Annotated in this window: 12 protein-coding genes, 3 tRNA genes and 2 pseudogenes; 10 read left to right on the forward strand and 7 right to left on the reverse strand. The window is 42.8% G+C overall.

The genetic code is table 11. The annotated features are described in order from the left end of the window. Position 1 precedes the first annotated feature (1 nt). From FV185_RS02615 to trxB, 4 genes are read right to left on the reverse strand one after another with little or no spacing between them, the layout of a single operon-like run. Positions 2-1,138, reverse strand: coding sequence for a DegT/DnrJ/EryC1/StrS family aminotransferase (locus FV185_RS02615; protein WP_156474154.1), 1,137 nt, complete (start codon positions 1,136-1,138; stop codon positions 2-4). Beyond that, positions 1,125-1,496 carry an EamA family transporter gene (locus FV185_RS02620; RefSeq protein WP_067493282.1) on the reverse strand — a complete coding sequence of 124 codons (372 nt, stop codon included), beginning with the start codon at positions 1,494-1,496 and terminating at the stop codon, positions 1,125-1,127. Before FV185_RS02620 ends, FV185_RS02615 begins: the two co-directional genes overlap by 14 nt. Continuing rightward, positions 1,493-3,121 (reverse strand): phospholipid carrier-dependent glycosyltransferase, encoded by a 1,629-nt coding sequence (locus FV185_RS02625; RefSeq protein WP_067493284.1) that lies wholly within the window; start codon positions 3,119-3,121, stop codon positions 1,493-1,495. The genes FV185_RS02620 and FV185_RS02625 overlap by 4 nt, the downstream gene beginning before the upstream one ends. Next, a complete protein-coding gene (gene trxB / locus FV185_RS02630; RefSeq protein ID WP_067493286.1) occupies positions 3,118-4,080 on the reverse strand; it encodes a thioredoxin-disulfide reductase in 963 nt (320 codons plus the stop codon). The genes FV185_RS02625 and trxB overlap by 4 nt, the downstream gene beginning before the upstream one ends. Before the next feature lie 86 nt (positions 4,081-4,166). Between trxB and FV185_RS02635 the strand changes: the two genes are divergently transcribed. From FV185_RS02635 to FV185_RS02655, 5 genes are all read left to right on the forward strand, one after another. Then, positions 4,167-6,515, forward strand: coding sequence for a DNA translocase FtsK (locus FV185_RS02635; RefSeq protein ID WP_067493288.1), 2,349 nt, complete (start codon positions 4,167-4,169; stop codon positions 6,513-6,515). Beyond that, positions 6,512-7,132, forward strand: a complete 621-nt coding sequence (lolA, locus tag FV185_RS02640) for an outer membrane lipoprotein chaperone LolA (RefSeq protein WP_067493290.1) — start codon at positions 6,512-6,514, stop codon at positions 7,130-7,132. The genes FV185_RS02635 and lolA overlap by 4 nt, the downstream gene beginning before the upstream one ends. Positions 7,133-7,240: 108 nt before the next feature. After that, positions 7,241-7,317, forward strand: a tRNA-Pro gene (locus FV185_RS02645). 24 nt (positions 7,318-7,341) lie between these two features. Next, positions 7,342-7,418, forward strand: a tRNA-Arg gene (locus tag FV185_RS02650). An 11-nt stretch (positions 7,419-7,429) separates the two neighbouring features. After that, positions 7,430-7,505, forward strand: a tRNA-His gene (locus tag FV185_RS02655). A 133-nt stretch (positions 7,506-7,638) separates the two neighbouring features. On the opposite strand, the pseudogene FV185_RS02660 reads toward FV185_RS02655, so the two are convergent. The 3 genes and pseudogenes from FV185_RS02660 to FV185_RS02665 all read right to left on the reverse strand — a co-directional run bounded on the left by FV185_RS02660 (position 7,639) and on the right by FV185_RS02665 (position 9,182). After that, positions 7,639-8,815: pseudogene (locus FV185_RS02660) on the reverse strand (ISL3 family transposase). 52 nt (positions 8,816-8,867) lie between these two features. Continuing rightward, positions 8,868-8,987, reverse strand: coding sequence for a transposase (locus FV185_RS09835; protein ID WP_156474155.1), 120 nt, complete (start codon positions 8,985-8,987; stop codon positions 8,868-8,870). Between the two features lie 6 nt (positions 8,988-8,993). Next, a complete protein-coding gene (locus tag FV185_RS02665; protein ID WP_067493292.1) occupies positions 8,994-9,182 on the reverse strand; it encodes a hypothetical protein in 189 nt (62 codons plus the stop codon). Here FV185_RS02665 and FV185_RS09840 point away from each other — a divergent pair. The 5 genes and pseudogenes from FV185_RS09840 to FV185_RS02685 all read left to right on the forward strand — a co-directional run bounded on the left by FV185_RS09840 (position 9,156) and on the right by FV185_RS02685 (position 13,436). Next, positions 9,156-9,476, forward strand: a pseudogene (locus tag FV185_RS09840) (type II toxin-antitoxin system RelE/ParE family toxin). The gene FV185_RS02665 and the pseudogene FV185_RS09840 sit on opposite strands and share 27 nt — an antisense overlap. Further along, entirely contained in the window at positions 9,463-9,750 is a 288-nt protein-coding gene (locus FV185_RS02670; protein WP_067493294.1) for a helix-turn-helix domain-containing protein, read from the forward strand. The pseudogene FV185_RS09840 and the gene FV185_RS02670 overlap by 14 nt, the downstream one beginning before the upstream one ends. A 228-nt stretch (positions 9,751-9,978) precedes the next feature. Further along, positions 9,979-12,477 carry a cation-translocating P-type ATPase gene (locus FV185_RS02675; protein WP_067493295.1) on the forward strand — a complete coding sequence of 833 codons (2,499 nt, stop codon included), beginning with the start codon at positions 9,979-9,981 and terminating at the stop codon, positions 12,475-12,477. A gap of 83 nt (positions 12,478-12,560) precedes the next feature. After that, the gene (locus FV185_RS02680; protein ID WP_067493297.1) at positions 12,561-12,791 is read left to right on the forward strand and encodes a hypothetical protein; all 231 of its coding nucleotides are present in this window, start codon (positions 12,561-12,563) and stop codon (positions 12,789-12,791) included. A 12-nt stretch (positions 12,792-12,803) separates the two neighbouring features. Continuing rightward, entirely contained in the window at positions 12,804-13,436 is a 633-nt protein-coding gene (locus FV185_RS02685; RefSeq protein WP_067493299.1) for a DUF6969 family protein, read from the forward strand.

Here is a 13,436-nt window from a genome sequence, read left to right on the forward strand (position 1 = left end):
GTTATCGTTTATGGTGATTAATCAGTTCTAATAATGTATCACAGACGTAGTCGACTTCTTCAATATGAAGAGTAGGAAAGAGTGGTAAGGTGAGTGTGCTGTGACTAATTTTTTCTGCATGAGGAAAATCCCCTTCACGGTAACCCAGCTGACGATACAGGCTAGTCAAATGAATGGCTTCATAGGAGATACCCGTGCCAATTCCTTGTTGATGAAGGAGATCCATTAAAGCTTTTCGTGTAACCGTGATTTGCTCTAAAGGTAACAAAGGAGCAAAGAAATTCCAGCTATGTCCTCTGTCACCTCTAACAGGAAGCGTTAGAGGTGAACCACTTAACCGATCAAAATAACGTTCAACTAAAAGATGGCGTTTAGCAATGAATTCATCTAAGCGTTGTAACTGCAAAAGACCTAAGCGTGCATTAACATCTGGCAGATTATATTTTCCTCCTAACACAGTAATATCACGAGTACCATCAGGAAGACGTGAAATACCATGAAAACGATAGGCTTCACTAAGTTTGGCTTCAGCCTCAGAAGCAAATATAAGTGCTCCGCCTTCAATGGTCGTAATATTTTTATTAGGATGAAAACTAAAGCTGACGATATCACCAAAACTGCCAATTAATTTATCTTGCCATTTACTACCAATAGCTAGAGCTGCATCTTCAATAACACGTAATCCTGTCTCACGAGCAAGAGCATACAACTTATCCATGTCTAAGGGATAACCGGCAAAGTGAGTAGGCATCAAAACCTTGGTTTTAGGAGTAATAGCAGATCGTGCCAAGGTTAAATCCATATTACGCGTAACAGGATCAACATCCACAAATACAGGTGTTGCACCAGTATGTCTAATAGCGTTAGCGCACGAGAAAAAAGTTTGCGCAGGCATGATAACTTCATCACCTGGCCCAACTCCAATGGTTAAAAGTGCCACTTCAAGAGCAGCCGTCGCTGAGGTAAATACTCGAGCGGGTCGATCGCCATGCATAACAGACAAGGCTTTTTCAAACGCTTGAACTTGGGGGCCTGAGGTAATCCATAGTGAGCGCAAGGTATCAGACACTGCTGATACCATGGTTTCATCAATGGTTGGACGAGCAAACGGAATAAAAGGGCGATTAGCTACGGGCAATTAACAATACTCCCAAGATAATAATAAAAATTCCAGCCACACGAGTAAAAGGCATACTCTCTCCTAGCCACAGGGCTGCAATTAAGGCATTCACGATATAACCAATGGAGAGCATCGGATAGGCAATCGAGACAGGTACACGAGAGAGCGCAAGAATCCACACCACCACACTCACCACGTAACAGGATAATCCTCCTAAGATATGGATCTCTGTGGCTAAGCGCCAACCTATGGGCCAAATATTATTTAAGTTAAATTCAAAGTGGCCAATAGCGTTGGTACCAGCTTTAAGCAACAATTGTGCTGTGGCGTTCAGTAGTACGCCGGTTAAAATTAATAAAAAAGAAATGGTGTTCATATGCGCGCCACTATAACATGCCGGTAGTCTTTGTAGATCACCCGCATGGCAAACCCTTGCTGTTGTAATTCTTGATAGGTGCTTGGTTGCATGAGGGCAATAGCCTGTAAATCTTTATCCCATACTGGGGCAAAAGAGGCAAGAGAGGGAATAGATTGTTGAGGCTCTAGTTCTAACCCCATGGCTAATTCGTCCTTAAAGTCCACTAACGTAACAGTACGTTGTACATAATAATCAAGCGTTTGATCGTAGGTTCCCACACTGTAAATATGACTAGCTTGTCTGAACTCTGTCTTTAGTTTACTGGCAATACTGTCCATTGAGGCGATAGGGGAGAGTGCTTGGCTACCAAGCAGCATAACCTGGGTACTGATTAGTCCACTAAAACCAATCATAACAAGCTGGGCAGTGTATTGTGGAGTGAGGCGATGAAGAATAAAAAAGAGCCCCCAGACTAGCCCTGCATAGCATAAATCCAACCCTAAGTTTTGATAGGGAATAACCATGTCAGGATCGAGGTCAGGGTGAATACCTAATTGATTTCCCCATTGTGGGAAATGTAATACTAGTCCTGCAAAGACCAAGAAAGCGCCCCATAGTAATCCAGTCATTGAGACCGAGAAAGGTAATCGATTACGTTGTGATAAATAGCGCCCTGTAATCAAAGCCAAGGCAGGAAAGATAGGCAAAATATAGGAAGGAAGTTTGGAGTCTGAAATGCTAAAAAACAGCATTACAATAATTATAAATATTGCTAAAAAACGCTCAGCAGAAAAATGAGATTTGAAAGGAGCATTGAGTGCCTGTTTGATACTAGCGAAGAGGAGCAGTGTCCAGGGGAGAAAGCCAATTAATAAAATAGGAATGAAATACCAGAATGGCTCTACACGACGGTGGATAGTCGTGGTAAAGCGATCAAGGTGTTCATGAATAAAAAAGAAATGTAAAAAAGTAGGGTGGGCTAATTGAATAGCGATAAGCCAAGGTAGGGCAATTAGGCTAAAAAGAAATAAGCCAGGTATCAATTGTATTTTTTTCCATACCTGAAAGCGCCAGGTTACAACAGTAGTCATCACTAGCGCAGCACCTGGTAAGACAAGACCAATTAATCCCTTTGACAGAAAAGCCAGCGCTGCAGCAAGCCAAGCAAACCACATGTAACGTCTTTGGTTTTCATGCAGGGCGAGCAAGAAACAATTCATCGCTACAGTAATGAAGAAACTCACTCCCATATCAAGCGTATTAATGTGGCCTAATGCCACATAATACAAAGAGCTACTTAATACGGCAGTACTTGCTAGTGCGGCGAGCTTGCCCCATAAACGAAGGGCAGTAAAAGCAGTGATGACAATGCCTAATAAACCACATAGCGCAGTCCAAAATCGTGCGCTAAAGTTGTTGACACCTAAGGCGTTGATGGCTGTTGCTGTGGCCCAGTATTGCAAGGGGGGTTTTTCAAAATAGAGAATATTATTTAACCGCGGACTAATCCAATCATGGCTTATGGCCATCTCACGAGCAATTTCTGCGTAACGCCCTTCATCAGGGCGCATTAGGGAGCGAGAGCCAAGCCCCGCTCCCCAAAGGATAACACCCAGTAAGATGAGAACAATAACAGATCTCATTGACTGTGATGTAAGCTTTCTAAGTAACGCTGTGCATCTAGAGCTGCCATACAGCCTGTTGCGGCACTGGTTATAGCTTGGCGATAGATATGGTCTTGTACATCCCCTGCAGCAAAGACGCCGGGGATACTGGTATGGGTGGCGCCACCATTGCGCCCTGCATGGGTGATAATGTAACCGTTTTCCATCTCGAGCTGATTCACAAAAAGGTCTGTGTTGGGACGGTGGCCAATGGCAATAAACACGCCACGAAACGCCATATCTTGTGTGTCTTGATTAAGTGTGTTTCTGACACGTACTCCTGTGACCCCTTCATTGTCTCCAAGGACTTCATCAACCACGTGGTTCCATACAATCTTAACTTTACCTTCTTTTACTTTATCCATCAGTTGATCAATCATAATGGGTTCTGCACGCAGTTTATCGCGTCGATGAATAAGAGTAACTGTACGCGCAATATTGGATAGGTAGAGCGCTTCTTCCACCGCTGTATTCCCACCACCCACTACAGCAACATCCTCATTGCGGTAGAAAAAACCATCGCAGGTGGCGCAACCTGATACACCTTTACCCATTAATGCAGATTCAGACTCTAATCCTAAATATAAGGCAGAAGCACCGGTAGCAATAATTAAGGCATCACAGGTGTACTGACCATTATCACCAGTGAGTAAAAAAGGTTTTTGGGTAAGTTGTGCTTGATTAATATGATCAAAAATAATATCTGTTTTAAAACGTTCTGCATGCGCCTGAAAACGCTGCATTAATTCTGGCCCCATCACGCCATCCACATCGGCTGGCCAGTTATCCACTTCTGTCGTGGTCATTAACTGTCCACCCTGGTTAAGTCCAGTGATGAGAACGGGTTTTAAATTGGCTCGTGCGGCATAAACTGCAGCTGTATATCCTGCTGGGCCGGAACCGAGAATGATGAGAGAATGATGTTGTGGTTGGCTCATGCTATCCTCGCAGTATAAAAAACTACGATTATAACATCTCAAACCCAAGATATAATGTCTCTTATTAATATAACTAACTGAAGAATATGGCAAAAACGAAGCCTCTCCCAGAAGAGTCAACAGCACTTCCTGCAAAACTCATGAAATTAATTCGTGAAGCGTTATGGGGATTAATAGTTATTTGTGCCCTGTATTTGGCAATGATTTTAATTACCTACCATCGTAGTGATCCTGGTTGGTCAGTGTTGGCATCGGGGCAAGAGATAGCCAATGCGGGTGGCAGAGTGGGAGCTTATTTATCTGATCTGTTACTTTACTTGTATGGGTTCTCAGCTGCATGGTTTGTGTTTGGGTTGTTATTAATGGCGCGGCGTGCCTATCACTTTATGTTAGAAGCCCGTGAAGTACAGCTTGGTATCAAAGAAAGTTACGAACATAAACATTGGTTTTGGGCCAGTGTAATTGGTTTTGTGTTTGTATTGTTTTCTTCTTCAGCCATCGAAGCCATGCGCTTTGCTGGCGCATCTTTCAGATTACCTCTTAACCCCACAGGAGCAGGTTCATGTAGTGGTGCAGGTGGCATTATTGGGTGTGAATTAGCTGATGGGTTATCCACTGCGCTAGGAATAAGTGGCGCGTTGATGCTGTTATTGTTAATTTTTGCTGCGGGTTTATCGTTGACGACGGGTATGTCGTGGATTCGTTTGTCTGAATGGATCGGTATCAAGGTGGAAGAAGGGGTGTTAGGTGCTATTAACGAGCTACGTGCCTGGCAGGATAGGCGAGTGGGGCGTAAGGCTGAAGTGGCGAGAGAAGCTACTGTGGTTGAAGCAAGACGTCAATTCAAGGAACAAGAGCCCTTAATTATCGCTCCTCCCGTGGTTCAAATTCCGCAGTCAACGCGTGCTGTTAAAGAAAAACAAGTCTCTCTTTTTCAAGATATGCCAGACTCGGATCTCCCACCCTTATCGTTACTTGATATGGCCGAGACTTCAGGGGAAATGGTTTCACAAGAAACTCTTGAATTCACTTCACGTTTAATTGAGCGCAAACTCGCTGACTTTAATGTGGAAGTGAGGGTTCTTGCTGCCTATCCTGGCCCTGTTATTACGCGCTACGAGATTGAGCCTGCTGTGGGGGTGAAGGGTAGTCAGATAGTGAATTTAATTAAAGACTTAGGCCGGGCCTTGTCGGTGGGAAATATTCGTGTGGTGGAGACTATTCCTGGTAAAAGTTGTATGGGGCTTGAAATACCTAACCCGAAACGCGAAACAGTGAGACTCTCTGAAATTGTAGGCTCTCAAGCTTATGGCGATATGGTGTCGTCATTGGCTCTGGCTATGGGTAAGGATATAGCAGGAAACCCCGTGGTAGTGGATCTTGCTAAGATGCCCCATTTGCTTGTGGCAGGTACCACAGGATCAGGTAAATCGGTCGCCATTAATGCCATGATTTTAAGCTTACTCTATAAAGCCACCCCGCAACAGGTACGTTTGATTTTGGTTGATCCTAAAATGTTGGAGTTATCCGTTTACGATGGCATTCCTCATTTACTGGCGCCTGTAGTCGTGGATATGAAAGAGGCTGCTCATGCTCTGCAATGGTGCGTGGCAGAAATGGATAAACGCTATAAATTGATGTCTGCTTTAGGGGTGAGAAATTTAGCTGGTTACAACACAAAAATTGAAGAAGCTGAAGAAACAGGGGAATCAATTCCGCATCCCTTTTCACTGACACCAGATGAACCAGAGCCTTTAACTCAATTGCCTAATATTGTGGTGGTGATTGATGAATTGGCAGATTTGATGATGGTAGTGGGTAAAAAAGTAGAGGAGTTGATTGCGCGTATAGCACAGAAAGCGCGTGCTGCTGGTATTCATTTGGTGGTCGCCACACAGCGCCCCTCGGTGGATGTGATTACAGGTTTAATTAAAGCCAATATCCCTACGCGGGTATCCTTTCAGGTATCCAGTCGAGTAGACTCCCGTACGATCTTAGATCAAATGGGTGCTGAATCATTATTAGGGCAAGGAGATATGTTGTATTTGCCCACAGGAGCCGGCTATCCGCAACGAGTTCATGGCGCATACGTGGCTGATCATGAAGTGCATCGAGTAGTAGAGTTTCTCAAGAAACAAGGGGAACCTGATTATATTGATGGCATACTCAATGGTGCTGCTAATACCTCAGAGGCTGAAGGTGGTGGAGTGAATTTGTTTGGCGATAGCTCAGCAGAAAAAGATCCATTATATGACCAAGCAGTAGCCATCGTTTTAGAGACAAGACGCGCTTCAATTTCTCTTGTACAAAGACATTTACGCATAGGATATAACCGTGCGGCACGATTGATTGAAGAAATGGAAAAAGCAGGGTTGGTATCCACCATGGCTACCAATGGAAACCGTGAAGTATTAGTCCCAGGAAGAGAGCAATGATTAAAAAAAATACAGTATTGATAGGGTTAATGGCGTGTTGTTTGTCGTTAAATGTTTGGGCAAGTGGTCTCTCTCGATTAAATGATTTCATTACCAATACTAAACAAGGTAGCGCATCGTTTACCCAAACTAGTCTGAACGAAAAGGGTCAGCCCATTGGTAAAACCTCTACAGGAGTATTTGAGTTTTCTCGGCCAGGTTTATTTCGTTGGAATTATATTAAACCCTATCAACAAAGTATTATTGGTGATGGTAAGAATTTGTGGATTTGGGATCCTGATTTAGAACAGGTAACACGTAAACCATTGGGTAGCAGTTTAGGATCCACACCAGCAGCACTTCTTGCAGGTGACAATGCGTTAGAAAAAGGATTTAATTTGACTGAGGCTCCTGAAAATAACGGATTGCAGTGGGTAAATGCCACTCCTAAAACTCAAGAGGCGGGCTTTCAGTCTATTAGAATGGGTTTTGATGAAAACTCATTGGCGGTGATGGAGTTGGTCGACAGTTTTAAGCATACTGTGATTATTCATTTTGGCGCGCTTAATAAAACACCACATTTTCAAACGGAGCATTTTCGTTTTACTCCTCCGCCGGGAGCAGACATCATCCAATAATTTTTTATTAAATTCTATTTGTTAATACAACTAGTTAACTAATTTGATAAGCAAAAAAATTCGTTTGGTGATTGATTTTTATTCTGTGACAGTTGATAATAGCAAATTCGGGGTGTAGCGTAGCCTGGTAGCGCGCCTGGTTTGGGACCAGGATGTCGGGAGTTCGAATCTCTCCACCCCGACCAATCTCATTTTAGTTAGCCTGATGGGTGCCCGTAGCTCAATCGGATAGAGCACCAGCCTTCTAAGCTGGGGGTTACAGGTTCGATTCCTGTCGGGCACGCCAATGTTTCTCTGGTGGCTGTAGCTCAGTTGGTAGAGTCCCGGATTGTGATTCCGGTTGTCGTGGGTTCGAGTCCCATCAGCCACCCCAGTTTTAGGTTATGTCGGCTCTTTCGGCTCTTTCCCATTTAAGGGGGCAGTTTTAATCATCCACAGAGCACCTTAACACGCACTCTGTAATTCTCAAAGTTTTGGCTCTTTCCCATTTAAGGGGGCAGTTTTAATCATCCACAGAGCACCTTAACACGCACTCTGTAATTCTCAAAGTTTCTAAATCCATAAGCTCTTCTCTGAATCAGTTTCATCTTACGGTGAAACCCTTCTGTAATACCGTTAGATTTACTAAAACGCCACATTCTCGCAATCTCTTCTTTCCATGAACTGAGTGTTTTACCTAAGGCAGATAATGGTTTAAAAGCACTTTGTTTTAACTCAGTTAGCATATTTAGGAATACAGGAATCACTTCACGACACGCCTGTTGCGTTAAAGCCCTTTTCATTAACAACGTATGAAGTTGTTGTTGGAATTGATAAATAGCTGCAATAGCTGGATGTTGAGCTAAGAACAGATCTCTTTTAGCCCTTTTTATCTTGACTTAGGTTGTCCGGCCTTGTTCTCAATAACGCCAAGATCCCTCTATTGCTTTTTATCTCACTACAGAGTTCTCTGTACGTCATCATGCACTGATGTTGAATTAAACGAATCACATGAAACCTGTCGCTAACAATTAATGCATTAGGGAAGTACTTTTTAACAATAGAGCGATAGGTACTACTTAAATCCATACAGATGACCTTAACTTGCTCCTTGCCGGGTAACTGATGCAAATAGCCCTTTAAGTCCCCCTCACTACGGCCACGAACCACATCAAAGATCCTATGCTTTCGTAGATCACAAAGCGTGGTAGCAAACCCCTCTTTCTTACTAAAGAAGTGTTCATCAATACCAAGCACTAATGGACAGACCTTAGTTAAGAGCTCTCCATGCTGTTGTTGGTAGTGACGTTGATACCAACGTTCTATGGTAGCTTTGCCTTTATTGTAGCGTTCAGCCAAGTCTTTTTGAGATACACCACGACTATGGTCATGAAATACTGCTGCCTGAGCTCGCCAGGTAGCACGTTGATATTTATTAATACCTGGGAATTGTTGGTTACCATAACGACAACAGGTATGGCAGTACAACTTATAGGCTTTAAACCTTAATATACTGCGCCTATGGCCTATTAGTTCATGATGAACTGTTCGTATATAGGATGCCTTTTTACGTACCTGTTTACTGTGGCAGTGGCTACAGCGGGCTAAGCGGTTATATTTCACATCTAATAATAAAGGTTGATAACCACTTACTTTTACTATGGAAAAACCAGGTAAATTTAGGATAAGATTGTTCTTGGGCACTTTAATCTCCTTTTTGATCGCAAAATCAAGGATTTAGTTTAGACTAATTCGATTAAGGTGCCCCCTCTTTTGGTGTGGAGCCAAAGTTTTTAAATCCATAAGCTCTTTTCTGAATCAGTTTCATCTTACGGTGAAACCCTTCCTTTGTGTCGTTATATTTATAAAAAGTCAAATTCTCTTACGCGTCAATTACCTTGTTATGTTCGGCGATAATCAGCTTATCTGTTTGATCTGATACATTTCTTCGACAAGTCACAGCTCCTTCTAGTGCGGCAAGGCGATCGTTACAGGCTTGATTGAAATTAACAAATTTGTTACTGTTTTCGTAATGTAATACGTAATCCGCTATTACAGCAAAACCGTCCAAGATGAGATCTTAAACTTGCCCGACACGTTGGCTGCGCGATATGTGGTGTTAACTCGGCGCATGATGGCGCTGGGTCCCAATCTGGGTGAGCCGCATACCAAGGCCATGAATTACGGTTTGTTTGAACTTCGGCTCATAGGTGCGGAAGGAATTGCGCGCGTGTTTTACTGCACCTAAGTGGGACGGCGGATCGTGATGTTGCACAGTTTTGTGAAGAAGACCAACCGCACTCCCGTGCGCGAGTTAGATACGGCGATGAGCCGCTTGAAAGAGGTTAAGCATGAAAACTCATGATGAAGTGATCAATACCCTGATGAAGCGCTCCGGCGTCAAGGCCGAGGTTGAGCGCATCGAGCGTGAAGAAGGTGAGCTACTCGATGCCTTACTCAAGGCTAGGCAGGATGCGGGACTGACGCAGGCTGAACTTGCTGCGCGTATGGGCAGGCAAGCGCCGGCGGTTGCCCGTCTTGAAAAATCGCTGGCAACAGGTAAGCATTCACCATCGGTCGCCACGCTGCGCCGCTACGTACAAGCGTGTGGCAAAAATCTGCGGCTGCAGGTCTGCTAATAAGTAGGAAATAGGGCTTTTTCCGTTTAGGAGAGCAGTTTTAATCATCATCAGAGAGCCTTTACAAGAACGCTCAGTAATTCTCATTGCGGACTTAAGAATTCGTCTATATATCTAAACATGAAACGCTTTTTTAGCTTATGGTTGGGTATGAAATTCTCAAAACTGGCATAATTTGTATAAATACCTATCTTGAATTTTTCCGAATCACAACTATGATGAGGAAATATGTATACCTCTTTTCCGCACGGTTTAAATACTAATACCGTACTTGAACGTCAACGACGTGAAGGTAGGAATATTCTGTACGCTAATGAAGAGCGTATATTATTAATCATCTCAAAAGACATTCTCAAAGAACCCATGTTTTTATTGTTGTTGGGTGCCGGCATTATTTACTTTGTGTTAGGGGATATAGCAGAAGCATTGGCTTTAGTGAGCTTTATCATCATTATTATGTTGATTACTGTCTTGCAAGAGAGAAGAACTGAAAACGCATTGAATGCATTAAAACATCTTGCCAGTCCTAGAGCCTTAGTTATTCGTGATGGACAATTAACCCGAATCGCAGGTCAAGATGTGGTTCGTGAAGATGTGGTTTTGGTGTCTGAGGGAGATCGTATTCCAGCAGATGCAGTTGTACAAGATGGACAGGACTTAGCCATTGATGAATCCATGTTAACCGGTGAAGCTGAAGCAGTTAATAAGTTTAACCATGATTCTATCTACGCAGGGACATTGGTTGTGCGTGGTAGAGCCTTAATTGAGATCACAGAGATTGGTAACAAAACGGCACTTGGTAAGATTAGCCATTCTCTGACAAGTCTCTCCTTAGAGTCTTCTCCCATACAACAAGAAATTACATTATTAACCAAACGCTTAGCCTTGATCGCTGGTGGTCTTTGTGTACTCTTATCATCCTTATATTGGTGGCTAAAAGGAGGATGGTTAGAGGGGCTGTTAGCAGGGATTACCTTGGCAATGGCAATTCTTCCTCAAGAGTTTCCGGTTATTATGACAGTCTTTTTTGCTCTGGGTGCCAGACGAATTGCATCAGAGTGTGTACTGACAAGGCGCTTGAGTGCTATTGAAACCTTAGGCGAAACGACTGTGCTTTGCGTTGATAAAACAGGTACGTTGACCGAAAATCGAATGGTTTTAGCAGGTCTTGCAGTAGAAAATACATTGCTTGAGATCAACTCCCTAGACAATCAATCACTACCAGAAGAGTTTCATGAATTATTAGAGTACGCAGTATTAGCAAGTGACATGACTCCACATGACCCCATGGAGATGACCTTTCTACAGTTTTTTAAACAGCATTTATCTGATACAGAACATAACCATCCTGATTGGTCGCTCATACAGGCTTACGCTTTATCCCCTGAATTATTAGCAATGTCACATCTGTGGCAATCTTTTGATCAGACAAGGCGAGTGGTTGCCGCCAAAGGGGCACCCGAAGCCATAATTGATTTGTGTCATTTAGATAACATGCAATCAAAACGCATAGCTCAAACAGTGGCTGACATGGCTCAACGGGGTTGGCGAGTGTTAGCAGTTGCGAAAGCGTTATATGGTAAAACCGATCGGTTGCCGCAACATCAACATGAGTTTGATTTTCAATGGGTGGGGTTAGTTGGATTTAATGATCCATTACGTGTTGGCGTAGCTGATGCAGTAACCACCTGTCACCATGCTGGAATCAGAGTCATTATGATGACTGGAGACCATCCGCACACGGCAAAGGCACTGGCTCATCAGGCAGGAATACATCACACCCAAACCGTTACTGGTGAAGAGTTAGCTGGGCTTAGTAAACAGGACTTATTGGCACTCATGAAAACAGTCAATGTATTTGCTAGGGTGACCCCTCAGCAAAAACTAATGGTTGTGGAGATGTTAAAGTCGCAGGGCGAAATTGTTGCTATGACCGGTGATGGGGTGAATGATGCGCCCGCACTGAAAGCAGCTCATATTGGAATTGCTATGGGTAAGAGAGGGACTGATGTAGCTCGTGAGGCAGGATCCTTAGTGTTAATGGAAGATGATTTTTTATCCATTGTGTCAGCCATTAGGCTTGGACGACAAATCTTTGCCAACTTACGTCAAGCCCTCATTTATACCTTAGCAGTTCATATCCCAGTGATAGGCTTAACGTTATTGCCTGTTTTATTTGGCTACCCACAAATTTTAATGCCGATGCACATTGCCTTTTTAGAGCTGGTAATTGGCCCTGTTTGCTCAATTGTATTCGAAGCACACACTAATCAAAAAGATATCATGACGAGAGCCCCCAGACTACAGACTGAGCATTTATTAAACGTGCAGTATTTGTGGGGAAGTATTGTCCAAGGATTATGTATTACAGTGGTTGTGTTGATGGTTTATCAGTGGCAGATTCATATTGGTACTGAAGTGAACCAATCGCGGGCTATGGCTTTTGAGGTGTTGGTATTAGCTAATTTAGCCTTATTATTGGTCTTTCAATTAGCTTCTAGCTCTTTGATTAACACACCCAAAGTGACATGGGTTGTAGTGATTCTTACGTTATTTTCCTTGCAGTTAATTGTTAATGTTCCCTATCTGGCACAGTTGTTTTCATTTGCCCCGCTACCTTCGCTGAATTATTTAATTTTAATTTTCATCGGTTTGATGATGCTGATTTTGTTCTTTCTCTATCAGACATTAGAGCAATGGATTTTAAATTCTAAAAAAGTATCCTGAGAGTGTAATAAAAGTTGTGGTGTGACGACTATATTTTGTCTTATTAGACAAATTGATTAATACACTTGATTAAGGAATTTAACATGAAAAACAAAAAACTGATCTCAGCATTAGCAACAGCCTCATTATTAGCAGCAGTAGGCGGTGCTTATGCTGCCTGTGCACCCTGTAGTGGTAAGAAATGTAATGCAAAAATGACCAAGTGCGCTGGTAAAAATATGAAAGATAAGCAGCAAGATATGAAAAAATGTAGTGCAAAAATGAATAAATGTGGTGCCAAATGCGCTCCTAAGTGTGGTGCTAAAAAAATGTAAGGAATCATTAAAATGACCGCTAGCGCTAGGGCGTATCGACAGTTTGCAGAGAGTGATTACCGTTTAAGAGAACGCTTTGGAAGTATTATTCATGCATTCATGAATATTCCCCTAAATATTTCATGCAAAGCTATTTCTAAAAACGAAGAAGATCATTATCCGCCCAATGACTATATCGATGAGCAATCGGGTGCACAATGTTTTATGCATCGCCATGCTAGCGGTCAACGTGATTCTCTCCATATTCATTTTTTTAAACGCTGGCAACCACCACATATTGAACTGAATCAGCAGATTACAACACATATTGCCGCATTAGACTTAAGTTTAACCGGTGAGCCACTCGGTTGGTTTTTGGTTAACCAATGGGTGGTTGGCGATTATTGGCAGGAAGCTAAAAAAACACTGAAATTCGCTAAAGAGTGGCGGATTGATGATGCGGACAGTAAACAGGATAGTTATTTACCTAATAAGTTGATCGCCAATTGGTTAAATACGGTAATGTCACTGGCAGTTAAGACATCGCTGCCAGAACTGTTACATGAACGTGATAAACGCATTGATAGGGCACTATCCTTAAATCCCAATAGGCAAATCTTATTAGATAAACGAATCGAAGTGATGGGGTATTCTCAATTTTATTAA

The organism is Ferrovum sp. PN-J185 (genome assembly GCF_001581925.1).
GTDB lineage: Bacteria > Pseudomonadota > Gammaproteobacteria > Burkholderiales > Ferrovaceae > PN-J185.